General features: G+C 31.8%; 22 protein-coding genes and 1 tRNA gene. 18 read left to right on the top strand and 5 right to left on the bottom strand.

Features of this window, described 5'->3' with window-relative positions; translation table 11 throughout:
* Nucleotides 1-35 precede the first annotated feature (35 nt).
* The 9 genes from E9099_RS07175 to E9099_RS07135 all read left to right on the top strand — a co-directional run bounded on the left by E9099_RS07175 (nt 36) and on the right by E9099_RS07135 (nt 11,285).
* The gene (locus E9099_RS07175; protein ID WP_136585153.1) at nt 36-884 is read left to right on the top strand and encodes a universal stress protein; all 849 of its coding nucleotides are present in this window, start codon (nt 36-38) and stop codon (nt 882-884) included.
* Nucleotides 881-3,067 (top strand): SulP family inorganic anion transporter, encoded by a 2,187-nt coding sequence (locus tag E9099_RS07170; protein WP_136582992.1) that lies wholly within the window; start codon nt 881-883, stop codon nt 3,065-3,067. The genes E9099_RS07175 and E9099_RS07170 overlap by 4 nt, the downstream gene beginning before the upstream one ends.
* A gap of 72 nt (nt 3,068-3,139) precedes the next feature.
* Complete coding sequence (locus E9099_RS07165; RefSeq protein WP_136582991.1) at nt 3,140-4,000, top strand: MBL fold metallo-hydrolase; 861 nt, start codon at nt 3,140-3,142, stop codon at nt 3,998-4,000.
* A 23-nt stretch (nt 4,001-4,023) separates the two neighbouring features.
* The gene (locus E9099_RS07160; protein WP_136582990.1) at nt 4,024-5,640 is read left to right on the top strand and encodes a S8 family peptidase; all 1,617 of its coding nucleotides are present in this window, start codon (nt 4,024-4,026) and stop codon (nt 5,638-5,640) included.
* A 65-nt stretch (nt 5,641-5,705) separates the two neighbouring features.
* Entirely contained in the window at nt 5,706-7,529 is a 1,824-nt protein-coding gene (locus E9099_RS07155) for a M1 family metallopeptidase (RefSeq protein ID WP_136582989.1), read from the top strand.
* A 105-nt stretch (nt 7,530-7,634) separates the two neighbouring features.
* Complete coding sequence (locus E9099_RS07150; protein WP_136582988.1) at nt 7,635-8,144, top strand: hypothetical protein; 510 nt, start codon at nt 7,635-7,637, stop codon at nt 8,142-8,144.
* Nucleotides 8,145-8,290: 146 nt separating this feature from the next.
* The gene (gene rnpA, locus E9099_RS07145) at nt 8,291-8,656 is read left to right on the top strand and encodes a ribonuclease P protein component (protein ID WP_136582987.1); all 366 of its coding nucleotides are present in this window, start codon (nt 8,291-8,293) and stop codon (nt 8,654-8,656) included.
* A gap of 48 nt (nt 8,657-8,704) precedes the next feature.
* On the top strand, nt 8,705-10,339 hold the full coding sequence (locus E9099_RS07140; protein WP_136582986.1) for a S41 family peptidase: 1,635 nt from the start codon (nt 8,705-8,707) through the stop codon (nt 10,337-10,339).
* A 58-nt stretch (nt 10,340-10,397) separates the two neighbouring features.
* Complete coding sequence (locus E9099_RS07135; RefSeq protein WP_136582985.1) at nt 10,398-11,285, top strand: OmpA family protein; 888 nt, start codon at nt 10,398-10,400, stop codon at nt 11,283-11,285.
* Between the two features lie 291 nt (nt 11,286-11,576).
* Here E9099_RS07135 and E9099_RS07130 read toward each other — a convergent pair whose 3' ends face one another.
* The 3 genes from E9099_RS07130 to rpiB are packed head-to-tail and all read right to left on the bottom strand — an operon-like array spanning nt 11,577 to nt 13,400.
* Complete coding sequence (locus E9099_RS07130) at nt 11,577-12,023, bottom strand: GNAT family N-acetyltransferase (protein WP_136582984.1); 447 nt, start codon at nt 12,021-12,023, stop codon at nt 11,577-11,579.
* A gap of 22 nt (nt 12,024-12,045) precedes the next feature.
* A complete protein-coding gene (locus E9099_RS07125) occupies nt 12,046-12,963 on the bottom strand; it encodes a cation diffusion facilitator family transporter (RefSeq protein ID WP_136582983.1) in 918 nt (305 codons plus the stop codon).
* 2 nt (nt 12,964-12,965) lie between these two features.
* A complete protein-coding gene (rpiB, locus tag E9099_RS07120; RefSeq protein WP_136582982.1) occupies nt 12,966-13,400 on the bottom strand; it encodes a ribose 5-phosphate isomerase B in 435 nt (144 codons plus the stop codon).
* Nucleotides 13,401-14,101: 701 nt separating this feature from the next.
* Between rpiB and E9099_RS07115 the strand changes: the two genes are divergently transcribed.
* From E9099_RS07115 to E9099_RS07090, 6 genes are all read left to right on the top strand, one after another.
* Complete coding sequence (locus tag E9099_RS07115; RefSeq protein ID WP_136582981.1) at nt 14,102-16,345, top strand: ribonuclease R family protein; 2,244 nt, start codon at nt 14,102-14,104, stop codon at nt 16,343-16,345.
* 145 nt (nt 16,346-16,490) lie between these two features.
* The gene (locus E9099_RS07110) at nt 16,491-16,799 is read left to right on the top strand and encodes a YbjQ family protein (RefSeq protein WP_101015766.1); all 309 of its coding nucleotides are present in this window, start codon (nt 16,491-16,493) and stop codon (nt 16,797-16,799) included.
* 61 nt (nt 16,800-16,860) lie between these two features.
* A complete protein-coding gene (locus E9099_RS07105) occupies nt 16,861-17,538 on the top strand; it encodes a head GIN domain-containing protein (RefSeq protein WP_136582980.1) in 678 nt (225 codons plus the stop codon).
* Between the two features lie 127 nt (nt 17,539-17,665).
* Nucleotides 17,666-18,343 carry a LysE family translocator gene (locus E9099_RS07100; protein ID WP_136582979.1) on the top strand — a complete coding sequence of 226 codons (678 nt, stop codon included), beginning with the start codon at nt 17,666-17,668 and terminating at the stop codon, nt 18,341-18,343.
* A gap of 21 nt (nt 18,344-18,364) precedes the next feature.
* A complete protein-coding gene (locus tag E9099_RS07095) occupies nt 18,365-18,880 on the top strand; it encodes a GldL-related protein (protein WP_136582978.1) in 516 nt (171 codons plus the stop codon).
* A 9-nt stretch (nt 18,881-18,889) separates the two neighbouring features.
* Nucleotides 18,890-19,240, top strand: a complete 351-nt coding sequence (locus tag E9099_RS07090) for a ribose-5-phosphate isomerase (protein WP_136582977.1) — start codon at nt 18,890-18,892, stop codon at nt 19,238-19,240.
* 620 nt (nt 19,241-19,860) lie between these two features.
* Here the strand turns inward: E9099_RS07090 and E9099_RS07085 are convergent.
* Together E9099_RS07085 and folB are read right to left on the bottom strand one after the other, a co-directional pair.
* Nucleotides 19,861-19,931 (bottom strand) — tRNA-Cys (locus tag E9099_RS07085).
* A gap of 50 nt (nt 19,932-19,981) precedes the next feature.
* Complete coding sequence (folB, locus tag E9099_RS07080) at nt 19,982-20,344, bottom strand: dihydroneopterin aldolase (protein WP_136582976.1); 363 nt, start codon at nt 20,342-20,344, stop codon at nt 19,982-19,984.
* A 156-nt stretch (nt 20,345-20,500) separates the two neighbouring features.
* Between folB and E9099_RS07075 the strand changes: the two genes are divergently transcribed.
* The 3 genes from E9099_RS07075 to E9099_RS07065 all read left to right on the top strand — a co-directional run bounded on the left by E9099_RS07075 (nt 20,501) and on the right by E9099_RS07065 (nt 26,336).
* The gene (locus E9099_RS07075; RefSeq protein WP_136582975.1) at nt 20,501-22,510 is read left to right on the top strand and encodes a glutamine--tRNA ligase/YqeY domain fusion protein; all 2,010 of its coding nucleotides are present in this window, start codon (nt 20,501-20,503) and stop codon (nt 22,508-22,510) included.
* Nucleotides 22,511-22,621: 111 nt separating this feature from the next.
* The gene (locus E9099_RS07070) at nt 22,622-25,129 is read left to right on the top strand and encodes a DUF2339 domain-containing protein (protein WP_136582974.1); all 2,508 of its coding nucleotides are present in this window, start codon (nt 22,622-22,624) and stop codon (nt 25,127-25,129) included.
* Nucleotides 25,113-26,336, top strand: a complete 1,224-nt coding sequence (locus tag E9099_RS07065; protein WP_136582973.1) for a hypothetical protein — start codon at nt 25,113-25,115, stop codon at nt 26,334-26,336. Before E9099_RS07070 ends, E9099_RS07065 begins: the two co-directional genes overlap by 17 nt.
* The last annotated feature ends 8 nt before the right edge of the window (nt 26,337-26,344 follow it).

The raw sequence follows: 26,344 nt of genomic DNA, 5'->3' as shown, positions 1-26,344 counted from the left end.
ATCTTACAATTTTTCAAAAAACATTAATAACTCAAGTGTCTTTAAAACCTTTTAAAACTATCGGAATTGGTGTCGCGTTTTCGCCTAACCTAAAAGCAAATCTTTATGAGGCTGCTAGACTATCCCTATTTTTTGAGGCTAAATTGGTTATGGTCCATATTGGAGAGCAGTCTGAAGATAAATTAAAAACTTTAAAAATTATTTTAAATGCTTTTAAAAAAGATAATCTTGAGTACGAAGTGGTTTTTAAATCAGGAAATCCTGTAGATGCCATTTTAAGTACCTCGCAAGAAAAAAACTTTGATCTACTAATTATTGGTGCAGCCAAACGTGAAAACTTTGTAAAATACTACGTCGGCTCTATTGCCAGAAAAATTACTAGACAAGCTAAATGTAGTTTGTTACTGTTAATAAATCCTTCTATTGAAAGGTTACCGTGTCGACATATTGTTGTTAACGGATTGGAAGATCCTAAAACAGAACAAACCATTGCTTCTGCTTTTTATGTGGCTTCCAAATTAAATGCCGAACAGTTGACTATTGTTGAAGAAATTAAGCAAAACGAAATTGATATCAAAGTCGATGATGACAAGTCATTACGACATGCAAACATTATAAAAGCAAAGATTTGTAATCGAGAAAACTCAAGAATTAATCATATAATTGAAGATTTACCAAAAGCACATACGACCAATATTGTTATAAAATCGCAGCCTATTTTTGGGACTCAAGGCTATTCTATTGGTCACTATGCGCAAATTAAAAGAGCAGATTTATTAGTAATGAATGCGCCAACAAAAATGACTTTCTGGGACCGTTTATTCCCACATGATATAGAACATATCTTAACCGAACTTCCAACAGACGTCTTAATTATTCAATGAGTCCAAAACAGAATAACATAAAGGCCTTTTTTAAAGCATTACCTAAAAATATTTTTTCTGGTTTTGTGGTCAGCCTTATTGCTTTACCTTTAGGTTTAGGTCTAGCTATGGCTAGTGATGCACCTCCAATTTCTGGTGTAATTGCTGCTGTAATTGGTGGTATTGTTGTCTCTATTTTAGGAGGTAGTAATGTTACTATTGCTGGTCCGGGAAATGGATTAGTAGGTGTCCTTTTAGGGACTATAGCTACTTTAGGATTAGAAAGCGCTTATGCTGCCATAATCTGTTCTGGTGCTTTACTGTTAGTATTAGGTTTTTTACGCTTAGGTAAATTAGCAGATTTCTTCCCGTCCTCTGCAATACAGGGTATGTTGGCTGCTATTGGACTGATTATTTTAGGGAAACAGTTTCATATTATGCTGGCTCACAGGATAAAACGTGAAGATACTATTGACTATCTTTTTGAAATTCCGTTAACTATAAATGATGCCATTCATTACCAAAATACAGGCTTAATTTATGCTGCTTTAGCTGGAGTTATTAGTTTTCTAATTATGATTTTTTATTCTAAAATTAGAAATAAATACCTACAACTTATTCCGGCACCGATGTGGATTGTTATCCTATCTATTGGCTTTAGTTATTATTTTGAATTAGTAGCGCACGAAGCCAACCCAATCGCGCTTAAGTACATGATTTCGGGTATACCAGAATTTTCAGAAATCGTATCTCAAATTCCAACCGTTAACTTTAGTAAAATAGGCACATTTCCCTTCTGGACAAGTGTTTTAGCACTAACACTTATTGCGAGTATAGAATCTTTATTAAGTATCAAAGCAGTGGATAAATTAGATCCTGAAAAGCGCAGAAGTAATGTTAATCGTGACTTAAAAGCCTTAGGGCTGGCAACTGTAGGAAGTGGATTTCTAGGAGGCCTTAACGTAGTAACTGTTATTGCAAGAAGCTCTGTTAATGTCAATAATGGTGGTAGCAACAGGTCTTCTAACTTTTTTCATGCCTTGTTCTTAGTTATTTTTATTGTATTATTTAGTACGCAATTAACACGTATTCCGTTACCGGCTTTAATGGCTATATTGGTTTATACAGGTTATAAATTAGCCTCTCCAGAAAATATTAAAAAGATTTTCAGAATCGGAAAAGAACAACTAATAATCTTTTTTGTAACACTACTTGTAACGCTTAAAATTGGATTAATCTCTGGTATTTTATCAGGTGTTTTTATCACGTTTATCATTCATATAATAATTAATAAAAACGTGACACTGTTTGCTAAAAACTGGCTAAAACCAAATGTCTTAATGTTTCAAGAAGACACACACTATTATGTCAGTGTCAAACATTTTTGCAGCTTTTTAAACTTCTACAAGCTAAAAGACAAACTAGATGCTATTCCAGAAAACGAGGATGTAATTTTAGACTTTTCATTATGTCAATTTGTAGATCATACCGTCATGGAGAATCTAAATAATTATCAAGAATTGTTTACCAAACGTGGTGGTCATTTTGAAGTGTTAGGATTAGATTTACATGATACCGAATCTGAGCATCCTTTTGCACTGCGTCGCTTATTACCAGTACCAAAACTTATTAAAAACAGCTTAACACGTCGTCAAACGACTATTGAAGAATTGACTACAGATTTTGATTTAAATTATGATTCTAAAAAAGAACGTGATACCTTATTTTTAAATAACTTTTTATTTTTTAGAACGAAGCAAATCAATTACATATACAACCAAATCCATAATAAAGATAACTCCTTAAACCTATTTGATATCGAATTTTCTGAAGGGGAATTTATTGCCAAAGAAGTCGTGCGTAGTACGATGCTTCATATAAAATTAAATAAGGATATTCCTGAATTTACTTTAGACAGAGAAGGTTTTTTAGAAAAAGTATATGCGTTTGCTGGTTTTAAAGATATTCCTATTAAAAATCATACAGATTTCTCTAATCGTTTTTATTTATTAGGTGAGGATACTCATGCTATACAACGCTTTTTTACAAATGAAATTACACACTTTTTTGAAAGCAACCCGTATTATCATATCGAATCTAACGGTAAAGATTTACTAATCTTTGGAAGAGAGCGTCTAGCTAGTATTAAAGAAATTAAAGCGCTTTATGACTTCGGAAAGCGTTTAAAACAAGTGATTTCTTAATAAAACCTTAATATTATAACCCATCTCTTGGTTATTTAGTAATTTGCAGAGCCTTTTTAAATTCAATTTACAATGAAATTACATCCAATACAAGCAGGTCATTTTAAATTAGATGGCGGAGCTATGTTTGGTGTTGTCCCTAAATCTTTATGGACCAGAACCAATCCAGCAGACGCCAATAACATGATAGATATCGCGGCGCGTTGTTTATTAATTGAAGATGGTAATCGTCTGACTTTAATAGATACAGGTATGGGAACCAAGCAAAGCGATAAGTTTTATGGTTATTATAACTTATACGGAGATGACACATTAGAAAAATCTTTAAACACTGCTGGTTTTTCTTCAAATGATGTCACAGATGTCTTTTTGACACACCTTCATTTTGACCATTCAGGTGGTGCTTTTAATTATAATAACGACCGTACAAAATTAGAATCTGCTTTTAAAAATGCACACTTTTGGAGTAATAAAGATCACTGGAAATGGGCAACAGAACCTAATCGTCGCGAAGTCGCTTCGTTTTTAGAAGAAAACATACTTCCAATGGAACAAAGTGGGCGTTTAAAATTTACAGATATTCCGCAGGATGATATTTTGAAGAATTCAGCATTGGGTTTCGATATCTTTTATGCCAATGGACATACAGACAAACAAATGATTCCTATGATAAATTACAATGGAAAAATCATTTGTTTTATGGCAGATTTATTACCAACAGCTGGTCATTTACCTTTACCATTTGTAATGGGATATGACACAAGACCCCTATTAACACTAGATGAGAAAGAAAAATTTCTCAATTTAGCAGCAGATAACAATTATTACTTATTTTTGGAGCATGATGCTCATAATGAGATTATCACTGTACAGCATACTGAAAAAGGGGTCCGACTAAAAGACACTTTTACTTGTAACGATATTTTTAACTAACTAACTAATCAAAATAAATTACAATGAAGATTACCTACAAACCAATTGTATTGTCCGCTTTTGTAGCACTAGTATTATCTAGTTGCGGAGGAAGCTCTCCTATATTATCTACACCAGTAGAAAATATTGATAATACACCAATTAAAGAGTCTCCCTTAACAGAGATTGAAGCTCACAATTGGGGTCATTTAGACTTAGTAAAAGACACTATTCCTGGTATGAGTGTGGATAAGGCTTACGCCGAAATAATTAAAGGTAGAAAAGGAAAACAAATTATAGTTGCTGTTATAGATTCGGGAATAGATATTACACACGAAGATTTAGAAGGGGTTATTTGGACTAACACGAAAGAAATTCCTGGAAATGGAATAGATGATGATTACAATGGCTATATCGATGATATTCATGGTTGGAACTTTTTAGGAGATGCCTATGATGAACAACTAGAAATGACACGTATTGCAGCAACATTAGATACTAGTATTCCAAGATATGCAGAAGCTAATGCAGAACTGGAAGAAGCGTATCAAACGGCTTTAAGTAGTAAACAACGTTATGATCAAATTTATGCAAATGTTAGTAGTGCTAATAAAGAATTAACTGCGCATTTTAAAAAATCTGATTTTACACCTGCAGAGGTTAACGCTCTAACTCCAGCAGAAGGATCAGAATTAGCAACTGCTGTTGCAGCTGCCAAATTTATGTATGCTAACGGAATGACTTCTTTGACTGAAGCTGAAGAACAAATAAAAGACGGTGTAGAGTATTTTGCAGACCAACTTAATGCTAACCTAAATAAAGAATTTAAAGGACGTAAAACAGGAGATAATCCTGATGTTTTTAATGACAAAATAGGTTATGGTAACGCTAACGTTATGCCAACTAAAAAATCGGAAAGTCATGGAACACACGTTGCTGGTATTATTGCTGCAGAACGTAACAATGGTTTAGGTGTTAATGGTGTTGCTAACAATGTAAAAATTATGGCAATTAGAGCGGTACCTAATGGAGATGAATACGATAAAGATATTGCAAAAGCTATTAGATACGCAGTTAATAATGGTGCAAAAGTTATTAATGGTAGTTTTGGTAAAAGCTACTCTATGCACCCAGAATGGGTAAGAGATGCTATTAAATATGCTAGTGATAATGGTGTGATTTTTGTGCATGCTGCTGGTAACGACAGTAAAGATGTAGATACAGAAGCAAACTTTCCTGATGATAATATAAATTATGTAGAGTTATCAAATACTTACATCCGCGTTGGATCTTTGGCGGCTAGTTATGGTACTAAATTGGTATCTAGTTTTTCTAACTACGGTAAAAATAATGTTGATGTATTTGCGCCTGGTTCAGAAGTGTATTCTACAGTTCCAGAAAACGAATACAAATCAATGGGAGGAACAAGTATGGCTTCTCCTGCTGTAGCTGGTGTTTCTGCCTTAGTTTGGTCACAATACCCTAAGCTAACAGCTGCTCAGGTTAAACAAGTTATTTTGGACTCAGGTCTAACCGTTCCAACAAAAGTAATTGTTGGTGGAGATGCTAATAACGTGCAACCATTTGATAATTTAAGTAAATCTGGTAAAATTGTAAATGCTTACAATGCTTTAATTATAGCGTCACAAATTCCTAAATAATAAATCAATAATTAAAAAAGCCTCAACCAATCATGTTGAGGCTTTTTTATTTCAATTTAAATGCAATGAAAAAATTACTTCTTTTATTTACTGTTTTTAGTGTTTTTACAGCGTGTAAATCTACTAAACAAGTCACTTCTGCAACTGGAAGTACAATCGATTCCAAATCTACCTATTGGCAACAACATGTAGATTATAAAATGGATATTGATATGGATGTGAATACCTATCAATATAAAGGAAAACAAACATTAGTGTATACTAATAACTCTCCAGATGTTTTAGACCGTGTGTATTATCATTTATACTTTAATGCCTTTCAACCAGGTAGCGAAATGGATGTACGCTCTCGTACTATTGCTGATCCAGATAAACGTGTTGGAGATCGTATTAGTAAATTAGCACCAAACGAGATTGGTTATATCAAAGTAAACAGTCTAAAACAAAACGGTAAATCTTTAAATCATGACACGGTAGGAACTGTTTTAGAAGTAGATTTAGCTAAACCAATCCAACCAGGAGAAAGTGTAACTTTTACTATGGATTTTGACGCACAAGTACCACAACAAATTAGACGTTCTGGTCGTGATAATGCAGAAGGTGTAGCACTGTCTATGACGCAATGGTATCCTAAATTAGCAGAATATGATTTTGAAGGCTGGCATGCAGATCCATACATTGGACGTGAGTTTCATGGTGTTTGGGGAGATTTTGAAGTTAACTTAACTATTGATAAAAATTACGTTGTTGGAGGTACTGGTTACCAACAAGGAGACGCTACAATAAAAGGAAACAAAAAAACATTACGTTTTAAAGCCCCTAGAGTACATGACTTTACTTGGGCTGCAGATCCTGATTATATACATGATACTATGCAAGTACCAAATGGTCCTATGCTTAATTTTTATTATAAAAAAGATTTACCAGCAGAGAATTTACAATTTTGGAAAGATTTACAACCTAAAACAGTACAACTAATGCAGTATTTTTCTGAAAACGTTGGTCAGTATCCTTACGATCAATATTCAGTTATACAAGGTGGTGATGGTGGTATGGAGTATGCTATGTGTACTTTAATTACAGGTAAACGTAAGTTTGGTAGCTTAGTTGGTGTCACAGCACATGAAATGGCACATACATGGTTTCAGTTTTTACTGGCGTCTAACGAGGCTAAACACGAGTGGATGGACGAAGGTTTTACAAGTTATATTAGCGACTATGCAATGGATGCCATTAATAATACTAACTTAAAAAATCCAGCAGCTAGCGCTTATAATGGTTACTATTATTTGGCAAAATCAGGAAAAGAAAAGCCACAGACAACACACGCCGATCGTTACGAAACTAACATGGCTTATGGTATTACAGCTTACAATAAAGGCTCTGTATTTTTATCTCAATTAGGTTATGTTATCGGAAAAGAAAACTTAAAGAAAACAATTAAAAAGTATTTTGATGATTTTTCTTTTAAACACCCAAGACCATTGGATATTATTCGCACTGCAGAAAAAGTTTCTGGTTTAGAATTAGATTGGTACCTAATGGATTGGACACAGACTACTAATACCATCGACTATGCTATTAGTTCAACAGAAGAGAATAATAGCATTACAACCGTTAATTTAGAACGTAAAGGTTTAATGCCAATGCCTATAGATATAACAGTAGAATATACTGATGGAACTAAAGAACAATTCTACATACCACTACAAATGATGCGTGGAGAAAAGCCAGTAGCAACAACGACTAAGGTATTAAACGATTGGGCTTGGGCGATACCAACCTACAGTTTTAGTATCAGTAAATCAAAAAGTTTGATTAAATCTATTACTATAGATCCAAATCAATTAATGGCAGATATTGATAAAACAAACAATACAATAAACTAATTTTAATTTACACTATAATTTAAAAAGCTACAACCTCAGCAGTTGTAGCTTTTTTATTTTTGAAACAGTTATATTTGAATTAACTTAATTTTTAAAATTCCTTAAATGAAACACATCACAATTGTATTACTCTGTATTATTGCACTTAGTTGTAAAGAAGAAAAGAGAAAAATAGCAACTCCAAAAAATACAAAAACAGAAACGACGACCACCAATCAAAAAAAAATAGAACCGGTTGAAACAGTAGAAAAAAATTCAACTATTGCATTTTTAGACAATATTAAAAGCTTAAAACACGATACCTCCAGTAATCCAATAGCAACATTTAAGACAGAAGCTTCTACCTCTGCTAAAAAAATAATAAGTTTAAATAAAGCCAACATTAATGCTGCTTTAGATAAAGCCAAAAAATTTAAATATGCTGTTATTACAGTAGAAAACCACACCATAGTAAAATTAGATTTACACGATTGTAAACCGTCTGGTTCTTGGAGTGCTTGTATGCCCAAAGCAGAAGGTTACATTAAAAAAGGAGAGCTAATCTATCAAAATGATTATGCTAATAATATTATAGGTTTACCTGGTAGACAAGACTGTCAATTGTATTTATTTTAAAACAGTACAAATTTATAATTTCCTTTAATTTGTATATTCGCATTTAATTAGTGTCGCAAGACACTTACGTCTTTATTTTTGCTAAAAATTACTACTAAAAACTAAGACAAGCGATACTAACAACAGCCCTAATAATCAACATCATAATGCCTTTTACTTATAACAAGCATGAAAAGCTAAAAAGCCAGAAAGCAATTGAGAAATTGTTTGTGGAAGGTCATTCCGTTTCGGCTTATCCTTTACGTTTGGTCTATTCAAAAAGTGAAGACTCGCTAAAAGTTGGTGTATCTGCTAGTAAACGTAATTTTAAAAAGGCGGTGGACCGTATTCGTGTAAAACGACTACTTAGAGAAGGTTACAGGCTTAATAAAAAACTGTTAATAGACCAAAATGTTGGACAATACACGCTAATGATTTTATATATTAGTAAAGAAATGCCAGATTTTGAGACCATTGACAAAAAAATGAAGGTGCTTTTTAATAAGTTCACAGATCAAATTTCTAAACTATAAAGTAATCAAATTGAACCATTTCTTTATACACAGAAAAAAAAATATAGCATGAAAAATAGATTTAAACGACGCCTATTAATTCCAATATTTGCCATTACCATATTATTTACTGGAACTGCCTTTAAAAGTGATTTCTTTGAAATTGCTAAGCAAATAGAAATATTTACGACGCTTTTTAAAGAATTAAATATGAATTATGTTGACGATATTAATCCAGCTGACTTAATGGACCACGCCATTAAAAATATGCTTAACGATTTAGATCCTTACACCAAATTTTATAACGAGCAAGATGTAGAAGCAGAACGTATCCGTCGTACAGGAGATTACACAGGTGTTGGTGCAAGAATTAGAACCTTAGAAGACAAATTAGTGGTCATAGAGCCTTATAAGGATTATCCAGCTGATAAAGCTGGATTAAAAGCGGGTGACGAGATTATTACTGTAGATGGTGTCTCAGTATCCGGTTATGATGGTGATGCCTCAGACCTTTTAAAAGGGACTGCAAACTCTAAGCTAGAAGTCACTTACAAACGTCAAGGAAAAACCAATAACGCCACTGTAACTCGTTCTGAAATAGAAATTGATGCTGTACCCCATTTTTCAATGATTAATGAGGAAACTGGTTATATTGTACTTCAAAAATTTAATGCTAAAGCTTCTGCTCAAACAGGATATGCTTTAAAAGATTTAAAAACGCAAGGGGCTAAACAAATAATATTAGACCTTAGAGGTAATCCTGGTGGCTTATTAAATGAAGCTGTAAACGTAGTTAACTTATTTGTGCCAAAAGGACAATTGGTAGTTACTACCAAGTCCAAAGTAAAAAAATATAATAAAACATATTACACTAAAAAAGAACCTATTGATACAAATATTCCTGTAATTATATTAATTAATGGTCGCAGTGCCTCAGCATCAGAAATTGTTTCTGGTACGCTTCAAGATTTAGACAGAGCTGTTGTTGTAGGTTCTAGAAGTTTTGGAAAAGGTTTAGTACAACGTCCTAAAAAATTAACTTACGGAACACAGCTTAAAGTAACTATTTCTAGATATTATACGCCTTCTGGACGTTGTATCCAAGCCCTTGATTACTGGAATAGAGATGACAACGGAAATGCAGTACGTGTTAAACAAGAAAATTACAATGTCTTTAAAACCAAAAATGGAAGAAAAGTATTTGATGGTGGTGGTGTTTTTCCTGATGAAGCTATAGAGGTTACTAAAAATACAGCGATTACTGATGCCATACTAAACAGTCAAAGTATTTTTGACTTTGCTACTAAATACTATTACAATCATAAAATAGAAGCTATTAATAAATTTAAGTTATCCGATGCAGATTTTAATGCCTTTAAAAGCTATTTAAACACTACTGGTTTTAAGTTTGAAACCGAAACAGAGAAAGCACTTAAAAAAGCATTAGAAGTCTCTAAAACAGAAAATTTAGACGACGATATTAGCAAAGATTATAAAACATTACTTACTAATTTAGATAACTCTAAAGCTAAAGCAGTAGAAGATAATAAAAAGCAATTAATGAATTTATTAACAGACGAAATTGTTAAACGTTATGTCTATAGAGAAGGTTTGTATGAGTACTATAAAAGTAATAATGAAGAAATAAAAACAGCTACCCAAATTTTATCAAACCCTTCAAAATATAACAGATATTTAAACTAAATTCTATATATTTTTTAACCTCTATAATTTTTGGTATATTTAATGCTACTCTCAGGTTATGAAACACTTATTATTTTTACTATTATTTAGTACATCTATGGTTTTTTCGCAAAGCGAATTAACGCATGATGTATATTTTAATACTGATGAATACGATGTTCCGTTAACGGAAGAAAACCGTATTTTACTATTTATTTCAGAATTAGATAGTTTACCAATACAAAAAATATCCATTTACGGTTTTACAGATGATAGAGGTAGTAATGATTACAATCTTGAATTATCTCAAAATAGAGCAAATACTATAAAAGAATTGTTTTCTGGTTACGGAATTGACGAAAATTTAATAACTAACGTCAATGGTAAAGGTGAAATTTTATTAAAGGTTTTAAACGAAAACGAAGTCCATAAAATTAGAGGACTAAATCGTAAAGTAGAAATTATTGTTACCCCTAAATTACCCGAAGTTATCGTTGAGGAACAACCCGAAGAAGTTTCTGAAGTTGTAGAACAAGAAGTAGAAAAGGAAATTTCTATCGGTCCAAAAACAACCGAAGACATTGCTAAAGGCACTATAAAAAAAGGAGATAAAATAACTTTACAAAACATCTATTTTAAAACAAGTTACAGCTATGTAACCTCAGATTCTAAAAAAACATTAGAAAGTTTAGCTAAGCTAATGCTAAAAAACAAACACCTTTATTTTACTATCCAAGGTCACGTGTGTTGTACACAAATGAGTCGGGATGCCATCGATAAAAAAACTAAAAAACGTAATTTATCTGTAGCTAGAGCTAAATTTATCTACGATTACTTAGCTAGAAAAGGTGTAGACAAAAAACGTATGAAATACATGGGTATGCGTCGTAAGTTTCCGCTAGGTGGTGCGCCAGAACTTGATAGACGAGTTGAAATTTTAATTACTTACGTTGGTAAAGCAGAGTAGACTTTAAACCATATATTATGATAATTAGAGTTATAAACAACGATTAACTTAAGTAATCTAAGCAACGGTTTATCATAAGAAACTGCCGCTTATCTAAAATCTTGCATTTAAACCTTGAATAAGTGAAATTAAACAGAGAATTTTTATTTAACCCTAATGGTATTGTATGTTTGCAGTGTAATAACAAATAGTTTAGCTATAGTATAGCAAAGTTATTAACAAGACCTATTTCTAAGTTAGGTTAGTTTGGTTAACCTTCTTATAAAACCGCTTCGTGCCGAAGCGGTTTTTTTATTTTTTATAAATCATACCAATATGCGGGATACCATCTTCAAGATACGCGTCGCCAATTTCTTTAAACCCTAGATTTCCATAAAAACGCTTCAAATAACTCTGTGCAGATATTTTAATTTCAGTTTGATTATAATGTGTTTTTACAGCATCGATAGACGCATTCATAATATCATAACCATACTTATATTGACGTTGTGCTTTATCAACAATGACGCGTCCAATACTTGCTAATTCAAAATAATCTCCTGGCTTAAAGAGTCGTGTGTAAGCCACAACTTTTTTGTTTTTAAAACCAATAACATGTAATGCTTTTTGATCCTTACCGTCAATATCCTGATACACACAGTCTTGCTCGACCACAAAAACTTCGCTTCGTAGTTGCAATACGTCATATAACTCTTGTGTCGTTAATTCGGCAAAGGTTTTTACTTTTACTTCTATCATAACCATTAATTAGTTTGTTCTTTTAATCCTGTACAATGACATCTTTTATATCATCTTTTCCATATTCCGGTTGGATGTTAACATGGTTAATATCAAATTTATTAAGCAATAAATTCTCCACTTCATGTAATATTTTATCAAATTGTGTTAATGTGATATCCTGTTCAAAATCGATATGGGCTTCAAAATGAGTTTCATCTTCATTTAATTGCCATACATGTATATGGTGCACGTTTTTAATTTCCGCGAAAGCGTTAATCTCTTTTACAATTTGATCTATAGGAATCGTCTCTGGTGTAAATAGCATTAACACTTTAGTAGATGCTTTTAATAAATCGAAGCCCATCCAAATTAGATAAATCGCTATAGCTAAGGTTAATGCACTATCAATCCAGTAGACTTGGTAAAATTTCATTAATATACCACCAATCAATACAGCAACACTTGCTAACATGTCTGTTAATAAGTGTAGATAAGCACTACGCATGTTCATATTAGCCTGACTATCTTTTTTTAATAGTAAGACACTAAAGCCATTAGCTAAAATCCCTAAAATAGATAACCATATAACTAAATTACTTTGTATCTCCTGTGGAGCCTGAACGCGTTTAATAGCTTCAATTATTAACAAAATAGCGACTATTATTAAGGTAGCGGCATTTATAAATGCTGCTAAAATTTCGGCACGTTTAAAACCAAACGTCCGTTGTAAAGACGCCTCTTTTTTTGATAATCTATTAGCAATGTAGCTTACAATTAAAGAGAGTACATCACTAAAATTATGTAATGCATCACTTAACAGCGCCAAACTTCCTGATAGTAATCCTCCAATAACCTGAGCTACAGTAATTACTATATTTAAAAGTATAGATATAATAAGGTTACGACCTTTTAAGTCGTTGTGATTATGCGTGTGACTATGTGCATGATCAGGTCCCATTATTAACAGCCCACTGGTATTTTATCCACACGATTTTGATGACGTCCGCCTTCAAATTTAGTCTCTAAAAACGTATCTACCATGGCTACTGCTTGTTGTACGGATGTATATCGCGCTGGTATACATATAATGTTAGCATTATTATGCCGTCTTGTTAACTCTGTAATCTCTTTGGTCCAGCAAACACCAGCTCTTACCTTTTGATGTTTATTAGCAGTCATAGCAACACCATTGGCGCTACCACAAATTAAAATTCCAAAATCAGCTGTATCGTTAGCCACATCGTCTGCAACTGGATGTACAAAATCTGGGTAATCTACACTGTCATTAGCGTCCGTTCCATAGTTATTAACAATGTAACCTTTTGATTCTAAATGTTTAAGGATAACAAATTTATAATCTGTACCTGCGTGGTCATTTCCTATTGATATTTTCATAGTAGTAGTGTGTTGTTTGTTTAATTTTCAAAGTTAATAATTGATTACAACTATTAATAAGTAATAGGTATTAACTTATTGATAAAATTTAATTTCGTCTTTATTTTAAAAATGAACCTGTTACAATCAATTGTTAACTACTCGTGTTTAATTATTAATTACTTGTTAATATCTTCCGATTGTTTTTTAAAACTTTTGTTAGGATTATCCAGATAATTTTCCAAGCAAAAATTGGTTATTAACAACCAAAAAAGTTAGCACTTATTTTTTGGAGACTTATCATTATAAAAAAGACACATACAAACATGAAAAATTAAAATACTTATTAAAAATACATTGTCAACAGTCGTTATTAACAGTTGTTAATAACCTAAGTATTTTGTTTATTATCAAACAGTTTAGAGTATTAATAACTTGTTAATAGAGTCCTTTAGTAAACAAATCAAATCAAAACCTTAAAAAGTTATACCGCTATTAACAAGCAATAATAATCAGTATTTTTTTTTAAAATTTTAAAGAAAGAATAATAGTATATATATAATATGTGGATAACTCTAAAAAAGAGATTTAATAATAGTTTAATATTGATTTAATATTAAAAACGTAGCTTTGTATAAACTTAATAACCAATCTTCTCCTTTTATTAAGATATAAATAACCGAATTTCACTTAACTTAGAGATTCAATAGATTACAAATTAAATGACAAAAAAGAAACACAGGAAACCTTCAAACAATAAGATTTCCAACCTTACAAATACAATTCTTAGTATTTTAAAAAAAGATAGAAATCAAAGCTTTAACTATAAGCAAATTGCTGCCAAATTGGGAGTTAATGATGCTAGTAGTAGAAATCAGATTATCAAACGATTAGCTAAGCTTAAAGCTAATGCTGAAATAGAAGAAGTAGATCGCGGTAAATTTAAAGCGATTGCTAATAACGAATACCATACAGGAATTTTTGATGCTGCACAACGTGGTAACGGTTACGTTATTTGCGATGCTTTTGAGAATGATATATACATAGCCTCTAACAATGTTAATAAAGCATTGAATGGAGATGAAGTAGAATTATACGTTTATAAACGCAGAAAACAAGGGAAGCTTGAAGGTGAGATTACTAATATTATAAAACGTGCTAAAACAGAGTACGTTGGTATTATTCAAATCCATGAAAAGAAAAACTTTGCTTTTGTAGTAGTGGATGGTAATAAAATGAAAACTGACATTTTTGTGCCTATTAATAAAACTTTAAAAGCCGAAGATGGTGATAAAGTGGTAGTTACTATGGAAGAATGGCCAGATAAAGCTGATTCTCCAAACGGTCGCGTGATTAAAGTTTTAGGAAAAGCAGGTGAGCATAATACTGAAATACATTCCATTTTAGCAGAATATGGTTTACCATACGAGTTTCCGGAAGATGTAGAAGCGTATGCTAATAACATTGATTTAAACATCCAGCCAGAAGAAATAGCAAAACGTCGCGACATGCGTAAAGATTTAACCTTTACAATTGATCCGAGAGATGCTAAAGATTTTGATGATGCTTTATCATTTACCGTTTTGGACGATGGTTTATTTGAGATTGGTATCCATATCGCAGATGTATCGCATTATTTAAAAGAAGGTACCGTTTTAGATGACGAAGCCTATGAACGTGCAACGTCTGTGTATTTAGTCGATCGTGTCGTACCAATGTTACCTGAGATTTTATCAAACGGAGCATGTTCTTTGCGTCCACATGAAGAAAAATACACCTTTTCCGCAGTATTTAAAATAAATGATAAAGCCGAAATTAAAGACCAGTGGTTTGGACGCACAGTAACGTACAGTGATGCACGTTTTGCTTATGAAGAAGCCCAGGCCATTATAGAAAATAATGTTGCGTTTAATAAAGCTGAAATTATTTCTAATCCAGAAAAGATTGATACTAGCATTCCTGCAGAAGTGTCTATAACCGATAAAGCTTATAATACAACACCAGAAATTGCACAGGCGGTTTTAAAACTGGACGAACTGGCTAAAAAAATGCGTGGTAAACGTATGCAATCAGGAGCGATTAGTTTTGATAAAGTAGAGGTTAAATTTACTTTAGATGAAGCAGCTAATCCAATAGGCGTACATTTTAAAACAAGTAAAGATGCCAATAAGTTAATAGAAGAATTTATGCTTCTAGCTAACAAAAAAGTATCGGAATTTGTATCAAAAATGACCCCACCAAAAACATTTGTGTACCGTGTGCATGATGAGCCAGATGAAAGTAAACTAGCGTCTTTACAAGGTGTAGCTGCTAGATTTGGTCATAAATTAGATTTTAAAAGTAAAGCAGGTGTTGCAGCCTCTTTAAACCAGTTATTATCTGATGTACAGGGTAAAAAAGAACAAAATTTAGTAGATACTTTAGCCATTAGAACCATGTCTAAAGCAGAGTATACGACCAAAAACATAGGACATTACGGATTAGCATTCGGAGATTACTCTCATTTTACGTCACCAATTAGGCGTTATCCTGATGTGATGGCGCACAGATTGTTACAACGTTATTTAGATGGCGGTACAAGTGCTAATCAAGAGGAATATGAAGAGAAGTGTAAACATTCTAGTAATATGGAATATTTAGCAACTAAAGCAGAACGCGACTCGACTAAATACATGCAGATTCGATTTATGCAAGATCACCAAGATGAAGAATTTGTTGGTGTTATTTCTGGAGCTACAGATTGGGGAATTTATATCGAAATTATCTCAAACAAATGTGAAGGTATGGTGCGAATTAGAGATGTCAAAGGGGATTATTACGAATTTGATCAAGAACAATATGCTATTATTGGTCGTGATACTAAGACAATGTACCAATTAGGAGACGAAGTTATTGTTAAAGTGAAAAATGCAGATTTAGTAAAACGTCATTTAGATTTTGATTTAATAGGAAAATACGAAGGATAACAGTTTTATTAACAATAGTATAATATTAAAAATGTATCATTTACTTAATCGTTTGTGATACATTTTTTTTTAGCTAAAAAGTTAATTTAAGTTATTAACAGTATCTTTTTACTAAATTTAGCTATCAAAACATAAAATAAAAAACATGATTTTAACAACAACAAACTCAATAGAAGGTTTTAAAATATTGGAGTACAAAGGGATAGTTACTGGTGTAAGTGTCAATGTAAGAAAAGCATCGTTTACTTTTAGAATGGATAAGTATTACGATTCTATAAAAACAACTATTGATGAAGCTAAAGAAGACGCTTTTCAAGTATTATCTGATAACGCTAAAAAATTAAATGCTAATGCTGTTGTTGGAATTAATTTGGATTTAGAAACTAACCCAAGTTTAGCAATGACAATGATATCATTAACAGGAACCGCTGTAATTGTGGTTGAGGATAAATAATTGTTAATAAGTGTAACATTCCGTAAAAAGAATGCTCTTTATTAAAACAAAACCTTTTAAGATGAAAAATTTATTACTTGCAGTTTTCTTTTTAAGTACTACTTTTTTAGTAGCACAGAATCCTATAAATAAAAATGTTGGAGATTTTAATGAAGTAAAAATCTTTGATTTAATTAAAGTTAGCCTGGTTAAATCTGACGAGAATAAAGTTATGATTACTGGAGAAAATGCTGATGATGTAGAAATTATTATCAAAAATAACTTGCTTAAAGTGCGTATGAAGATTGATCGTAGCTTTGACGGGACTAAAACATTTGTTGCTATACATTACACGGATATAAGTCTTATTGATGCTAATGAAGGTTCAAAAGTGGTGGGTAACGAGTTGATCACACAAGACAGTATTGAGCTTCGTGCACAAGAAGGGGCATCTATCGTTGTTGGTTTAGATGTCGATAGAGTGACTGTAAGGGCTGTTTCTGGTGGAATTGTAGAAACTAGAGGTAAAGCCATGTCTCAGGATATTACGCTTAATACAGGCGGTATTTACGAGGGGCGCGATTTTGAAACTAAAAATACAAAGGTTAAAGTAAGAGCTGCAGGAGAAGCGGAAGTAAAAGCAAGTAATTCTGTGGATGCACGTATTACTGCCGGTGGAACCATAGATATCTACGGAAACCCTAATACGGTTTCCAAAAAACAAACTTTTGGTGGTAAGATTAGAGTAAGAGATAATTAGTAAAATCTCATCGAGTATAACTTCAAAAAAGCCTCAATGTATATTTGAGGCTTTTTTTATTTGTAGCTATAGTACTATGTGTTAAGTAAATATTTTCTTTACTTTGTAATAAACTCAACTAAAATCAATGTTCGACGATATACTTACAGCTATTCCTTTTGGTATTATACTTTCTTTTACCGTAGGACCTGTTTTTTTCGTATTATTAGAAACTAGTGCTACTAAAGGGGTTAGAAGTGCATTAATCTTTGATGCCGGTGTTATTTTGGCCGATATTTTATTTATTCTTGTTGCTTTTTTTAGTACTGAAAAACTAGTTGGTAAAATAGAAAATGATCCTAATTTTATCATCTTTGGTGGTGTGCTGTTATTCATTTATGGATTAATTTCATTTATAAAAACTTCTAGATCTTTCCGTTCGATTGTCAAAGAATATCATAAAGTTGAAATTCAGAAAGATTACGGTAAACTTTTTATAAAAGGTTTTTTACTCAACTTTATAAACATTGGTGTCTTATTAGGATGGTTAGGATTTATTGTTTTGGCTAGTAAAATTACAACTTCAGAAAACGGAGTTCTAGTGTTTATAACTACTATGATTGTATCGTATTTTGTGACAGACTTAGTTAAAATTGTGGCTGCAAAACGATTAAAAAATAAGTTAACACCTAGATTAATCTTCAAAACTAAAAAGATCATTGCTTTAGTAATTTTAGGATTTGGTATTTTAATATTAGCGCAAGGCTTTTTTCCAGAAGAAAAAGAAAAACTTAAAGAAAGGTTCGAGCAGATTAATCCATTATAAATAGTTTATATTTTAAATACTATGCAACCTAAAATATTTGGATTACTACTTCGTGTTTGTATCTCTGTTTTATTGATGGGGGCTTTGTTTAAAATAATGCATTGGCCTTATGCAACTATAGTAATGCTAGTGTCCATTTCAGGAATTTTATTGTTGTATCCGCTTAGATTTTGGTTTATCAGAGAAAAATCGACTATGGAATACGTTAAATTAGCACTAGTCGTATTGTGGTGTTTAAATTATTTAACAAAGGTATTGCACTTGTATCAATTGCCTCTGTTTTTTAATATTGTATTAGTACTACTGTTTATCTGGTGGTTTATTAACGAAGGCGAAACTGCACTTAATTTTAGAAACATTAAGATTAAAGGTGTTTTAAAAATCTTTTATATGGCTATCGCAATTATCGCTATTGGTTGTATTGTCTTAGGTGCTTTATTTAAAATTCAACATTGGTCTTACAGTAATTTATTATTTGTCATAGGCATGACGATCACTTCAATTTTAGTCACGGTAGATCATTTTGTTAGAGACTAACATAATAACATGGCTAACACACAATATCATATTTATGTCGTCGAGTTATCTAAAAAAGTATTCAGTCAGAATACTAAGTTTAGAGCAGCTAATCCGCAATTTAATGGTGTTTTAGAGTGTTTATATGTTGGTATGACTAGCAAAACACCTAAAGAGCGTTTTTTACAGCACAAAACAGGTTATATTAATAAAAAAGGACATAAACTATCGTCTAACATTGTTGAAAAATATGGTTCTTATCTAAGACCCAGTTTATATAATCACATTGGACCAATTAGTACTAGAGCAGAAGCTTTAAAAATGGAAGAAACCCTAGCTTTAGAGTTAAGAAGACAACGCTATGCCGTTTGGTTTAATTAATTACTAATAGTCATTTCGAGGGACGAAGCAATCTCATACTAACTATTTTTGTATTGCGATAATAAGCGATTAAATTATTTAAAGTTTATAAATTTATAACATCAATAACCGCCACTTATAGCCTTACATTTGAACAAGGAATGTTAAAAACTTTGAGGAAATTTAGTGCAAACTACCTTTTTATATGTTAGATTAATTACAATCTTTGCTGAGGAGCGGAGAGAGTCTCAACTAGGTGTGTAAATAAAAAAAGTCAAGAGTTCGTACCTCTTGACTATTTTTAAACAACTTAATTATTAATTTAATACATACGCAAGCATGGATTATGGAATAATAATAGTAGCAATATCATTTGCCAGATTACTTGTAGCTATTTTTTCTCTTGTAAGGAGAAGAAATTAATTTTTTTAAAAGACGTGCTTTATGTACGTCTTTTATTTTTTGTACACTACAAATGTACAAAATTTAAGTTTTTTGTACCCACAGATTATTAACAATTTTTGTGGATCTTCATTTTAGTATGTTTGTTTAACTAGTTATAATTTAAAATACTACCCCTTTAGATAATATTAAAAACAAGACATAAAAAAAAGCGCTACTTATAAAGTAACGCTTTCTTGAGGTGTCGAGCGGATTCGAACCGCTGTAGATGGTGTTGCAGACCACTGCCTAGCCGCTCGGCCACGACACCCTTAATAGAACAGCAAATATAAAAATAATTACCGTTTTACCCTATTTCTGTTAGTTTTTTCTTTTTTCCGTCAATTCTACGGTAACCATCTGTACGTCACCACCAATCGGAGGATTTATTTTACTTACAGCCACTGTTGCTACAGTAATTAATTTGTCTTCTTTAAAAATACGGTCTAAAATACGCTTAGCAACGTGCTCTAAAAGTGCACTTGGTGTTGCCATTTCTTCAACAACAACTTTGTTTAAAAATACATAATTTACTGTATCTTCTAAGTTATCTGATGCTGTACTTTTTTGTAAGTCTGCTTTTACTTTTAAATTTACTAAGTATTCACTTCCTATAGCAGTTTCTTCTTTTAAACAACCATGATGAGCAGTTACACGTATATTTTCAACTTTAATTATTCCCATTTTCTATAAAATTTTGAGCAAAAATACCTAAAATAGTACCTTACTAAATTTTTAAAGTGCGGTTAAATTCATTTCAACTAAAAAATAACTAATTTTACAGCTTGTAGTTAAATTGATATTAGACCAATAATCTGTTAAAGTAAAGCACAAATACATATGTCTGAAGATAAAAAATCACTTAATTTTTTAGAGCAAATAATTGAAGAAGATTTAAACAATGGTTTAGATCAAAGTAATCTCCGTTTTAGATTTCCACCAGAACCTAATGGCTATTTACATATTGGTCATACTAAAGCGATAGGTATTAGTTTTGGTTTAGGTGAAAAATATAATGCTCCGGTTAACTTACGTTTTGATGATACTAATCCAGCTAAAGAAGAGCAGGAGTATGTAGACGCGATTAAGGAAGATATTTCTTGGCTGGGCTATCAATGGGCAGAAGAGCGTTATTCTTCAGATTATTTTCAAATTTTATTTGATTGGGCAGTGCAATTAATAAAGGATGGTAAAGCGTATGTAGATTCTCAATCTTCAGAAGCTATGGCAGAACAAAAAGGAACGCCAACACAACTAGGTATTGATGGTCCAAATAGAGATAGGTCTGTGGAAGACAATTTAGAGTTATTCATGAAAATGAAAGCTGGAGATTTTGAAGAAGGCTCACATATTTTACGTGCTAAAATAGACATGCAACATCCAAATATGTTAATGCGTGATCCATTAATGTATCGTATTTTAAAGAAAGCACATCACAGAACAGGTAGTGATTGGTGTATTTATCCAATGTACGATTGGACACATGGTGAGAGTGATTATATCGAACAAATTTCGCACAGTTTATGTTCATTGGAGTTTAATCCACACAGAGAGCTTTATGATTGGTTTAAAGAACAAGTTTATGATTATAGTAAAGCAACTTATCCAATGCAACCTAAACAACGTGAGTTTGCACGTTTAAATCTTAGTTATACAATCATGAGTAAGCGTAAGCTACTTAAATTGGTAGAAGAGGGCGTTGTTAACGGATGGGACGATCCACGTATGCCTACAATTTCGGGTCTGCGTCGTCGTGGTTTTACACCAACATCAATCAGAAAATTTGTTGAAACCGTAGGTGTAGCCAAACGTGATAATATTATTGATGTGGCACTTTTAGAGTTTTGTATTCGTGAAGATTTAAACAAAAAAGCACTGCGTGTTATGGCTGTTTTAGACCCTTTAAAAGTTGTTATTACTAATTATCCAGAAGATAAAGAAGAATGGTTTGAAGCAGAAAATAATCAAGAAGATGAGTCTGCAGGGTTTAGAAAAGTACCATTTTCTAGAGACATTTATATTGAAAAAGAAGATTTTAAAGAAGAGGCGAGTAGCAAGTTTTTTAGATTAAAATTAGGAGGAGAAGTACGTCTTAAAAATGCCTACATCATTAAAGCCGATAGTGTTGTTAAAGATGCCGATGGAAACGTTACCGAAGTACATTGTACCTATTCTGAAGATACAGAACGCCGTATTAAAGGAACCTTACATTGGGTAAGTATTAAACATGCGGTTAAAGCTGAGGTTAGAGAATATGATAGATTATTTTTAGACGAAGCACCAGATAGTCATGAGGATAAAGATTTTATGGCGTTTATTAATCCTAAATCTTTAAAAATTATTGAAGCATTTGTGGAGCCTAGTTTATCGGAATCTAAAGTAGGAGAGCAGTTTCAGTTTCAACGTTTAGGATATTTTAATGTGGATAAAGATTCCAAACCGGAAGCTTTAGTCTTTAATAAAACGGTTGGTTTACGTGATAGTTGGGCAAAACAAAAGCCAAAAACAATTACTGAGAATACCCAACAAAAACAACCACAACAAAATAATAGACCGGCAATTGAACAAATCAAATCATATGGTAAAAAGTATGATAGAATGAAGCCAGAACAACAAGATAAGGCTAAAGCCGAAATACAAGCATTAGCAAAAGAAGTAGCTTATCAAGATTTAGAACCATTATTTGGTACGTCTGTTAAAAAGACAGGAACACGTGTTATTACAATGATAACTTTAGGGGTTTTATTGGCGAATGGTTTAGATAAAAATGACGCTATCGAGGACTTTATTAACAAAGCATTGGAAGATAAAAGTGAGTTGTTAGTTAATGAAGCTAAAGCAATTATGTAGGTGTTGCGACCTTTTAAAAGGAATAATTACATTTATAAACTGCTTTATTTTATTTAAACAATATCAAGTATATTGGTTTTTAATTATAATGCGTACTAAAAAATATTTTTTATGTTTGAGATTGTTATAATAGCAGTATTTGTTTTTTTGTTAATTATTTTTAATAAATTAAAGTCTGGTTTTGTAGAATTACAAGACAGTAATAAAACCTTAAATGATAATATTAAAGTCTTAAATTCTAAGATTAATGGACTTTCTAAATTGGTTTCGCAAGAAGAGTATAAAACACCATTTTATGAAGGAGAAACTGATATTGTAACACAATCAGAACCAAAACCGGAGCCAGAAGTTCCAATGTATACTGAGGCTATACCAGAGGTTATAGAAGAGGTTATTATTGAAGAGGAGCCATTAGAGGTTTTTGAAACAACTAGTGTTGATATGGTCAATACTTATACTGAAGAAAACGATTTAGCTTCAGAGTATGTTGTTAGTGAAGAAGAAGTAGAAGAAGAAGCGATTGTACAACCTCCAAAACAACCATTTTGGGAACGTTTTAAAGAAAAGAACCCGGATTTAGAAAAGTTTATTGGTGAGAATTTAATTAATAAACTTGGTATCTTAATCCTTGTTTTAGGGATTAGTTACTTTGTAAAATTTGCTATTGATAAAGACTGGATTAACGAGCCCGCTAGAGTTGGTATAGGTGTTTTATGTGGATCTTTAGTGATGTTAATTGCTAACAAATTACGAAAGAATTATGCTGCATTTAGCTCGGTTTTGGTCTCAGGAGCTATTGCTATTTTTTACTTTACCATCGCTATTGGTTTTCATGAATACAAACTTTTTGGTCAAGAAGTAGCGTTTGCTATTATGGTGCTTATTACCATATTTAGTTGCTTGGTTTCCTTATCGTATAACAGAATAGAGCTAGCTGTTTTATCACTAATTGGTGGTTTTGCAGTCCCTTTTATGGTCAGTACAGGATCTGGGAATTACGTGGTTCTTTTTACTTATATCATCATTTTAAATATAGGAATAACGCTATTAGCGTTTTATAAAAAATGGAGCTTAGTCAATACGCTTGCCTTTATTTTTACAGTTGTTTTATTTGGAGGTTGGTTTATAAAAGATACGCAAACTGAAGCGCCTCATTATGTGGGAGCATTACTATTTGCATTTGCATTTTATCTGATATTTGTAGTGACAAATATTATAAATAATTTAAAAACTAAAGCAGTATTTACTAAAGCGCAATTAGTAATGTTGTTTGCTTCAACGGTGTTCTTTTTTACCGTAGGTATGGTTGTTCTAGAGGATTATCATCCAGAATTTAGAGGCTTATTTACTTCAGGTTTAGCAGTACTTAATCTGTTTTTCGCTTGGTTTTTATATAAGAAATTTAAGCTGGATAAAGTGGCTGTCTATATGCTTATAGGTTTAACATTAACGTTTATTACGTTAGCTATTCCTATTCAGTTTCAAGGTAACTATATTACATTATTTTGGGCTGCAGAAGCTGTTTTATTAATGTGGTTAGCTAAAAAATCAAATATTGGTAGTTATCGTTTTGCTTCTGTAATAGTTCATGGATTATCTATTTTTAGTCTGTTTATAGATTGGAGTCAAAAATATCATGAAGACGCTGTTTTAAACATTGTGTTTAACCCCATTTTCGGAACCGGAGTTTTTGTTGTCGCGTCATTAGTGTTTATGTACGTTTTACTTAAAGATGAAACAGAACGTTTTACTCTTTTACAGTTTGTATTTAATACCGTGATTTACCGTAAAATTATTTTAATTACAAGTATAGTGTTATTATATATTGTTGGTCTTTTTGAAGCTTTTTTCCAAGCGGTGTATCATATAGATAATTGGAACTCTGCGTTATCAATACCTGTGGTGTACCATTTAATATTTACAGCTGTAATTGCATTTGTTTTATTCCGAAGAAAAAAAGAATATAACCTTGAGATTGCAAATGGTATTGCGTGTGTTAATATCGTCCTATTCATCTTTGTTTTCTTAGGTTTACCATTCTTTGAACATACAAATTTTGTAAGTGGAACAAGCTCTTATCAAATTGCTTTTTACTTGCATTATGTGATGTTAGCCATAACTTTATTTTTTGGTGTGCTTGTATACCAGTCTAATAAAAACAATGTTGTTTTTGGCTTTTTTAAACACAAAGCTTTTAATTGGGTTGCAGCGTTTTTATTAATTTTTATGGCAAGTAGAGAAGTGTTATTACATGGTTTAAAATTATTACTAGAACCAATACAATCGCAGAACATGTCAGCGTATAGCGAGATAGCTTTAGCAACAGAAAAAATAGTTAAGACCTCATTTCCTGTGTTATGGGGTGTCTTAGCGTTTACCTTCCTTATTATAGGTATTAAGAAACAAATTAAAAGTATTAGAATTATTGCTTTAGTACTTTTAGGAATCACTATTGTTAAGCTATTTACTTATGATATAAACAATATTTCTGAAACAGGTAAAATCATTGCGTTTATACTATTAGGTGTTTTAATCTTGATTATTTCATTTGTATATCAAAAATTGAAAATACTAGTTATAAACGATACTAAAGACCCTATAAATGAAGATACAAATTAAACTTTTATTAGCATTAGCATTTGTTAATGTATCGATTGCTCAAAATACAACAGGTATACTAGAGACGGTCAATACTGATGGTTTATACCAAATAAACGTACCCAATCAGATCCGTTCTTTTTCTAATAGAAACTTGAGCGATTTTAGAATAGTGGATTCAGAAGGCCAGGAAGTGCCCTATTTTATTAGAGAGAAACGTAGTCGTTTAAGTACAAGTAAATATGTGGCATTTGAGATGGTTTCAAAAGAAAACCGTAAAGACACAAGTACTACTATTGTTTTTAATAACCCATTTAAAGTGGTTGAGGATATTGTTTTATCCATAGCAAATTACTCTGGTTCTAAAAATTTTAAAATATCAGGGAGTAATGATGCTATAGAATGGTTTGGAGTGCTTAATTCTGGTCGTTTATCTAATTTGGAGGGTACAAACAGTACAAGTATCGATAAAGCCATTAGAGTGCCTAGTTGTAGTTATAACTATTTAAAAATTGAGTTTGATGATATAAGGTCTTTGCCAATAAATGTTTTAAAAATTGGTGGTTATGCCAATGCTATTACCAACAGAGCATTGCAAAAGGTTAGCACATCTGCTATGTCTACTGTAGAGTTTAAGGAAGAAAAGAAAACTCAAATTCATATTAAATTTAAAAATAAAGAGATTTTAAATCAAGTTGAATTTATGGTTGCAGCACCAGACTTTTATAACCGTACTGTAACTATTTATAAGAGAGTAACACGAGTAGTAAAAAAGAAAGAAGAAACGTATAATAAACGATTGGCTAGTTTTCAATTAAATTCTGAGTCGCCAAACATTTTTAGTATTTCAGAAATTTTTGAGGATAATATTTATATCGAAATTGAAAACAAAGACAGTAATAATTTAGTATTTAGCGACATTAGTTTCTTTCAAAAACCATTGTATGTTATAACGTCTTTAAAAGCTAACGAAAACTATTCTATAACTACTGGAAGTAAAACAATGAAGGCTCCAGAATATGATTTATCTTTTTTTAGACATCATATTTCTGATAGTTTACCACAATTACAAATCAAGAATATTGTAAAACAAGCGTTTACACCAACGGTTAAACAGGAGCAATCGTTTTGGCAACAGTCTTGGTTTATGTGGGTTTGCATTGCGGCTACAGGTGTTGTTGTTTTATTTTTTACTTCAAATTTAGTGAAAGATTTAAAGAAAGAGTAAGTTTTACT

The sequence above is a fragment of the Psychroserpens sp. NJDZ02 genome, assembly GCF_004843725.1.
Classification (GTDB): domain Bacteria; phylum Bacteroidota; class Bacteroidia; order Flavobacteriales; family Flavobacteriaceae; genus Olleya.
Note: the sequence above shows the minus strand (reverse complement) of the source record. Positions and strands in the feature narration are given on the sequence as shown.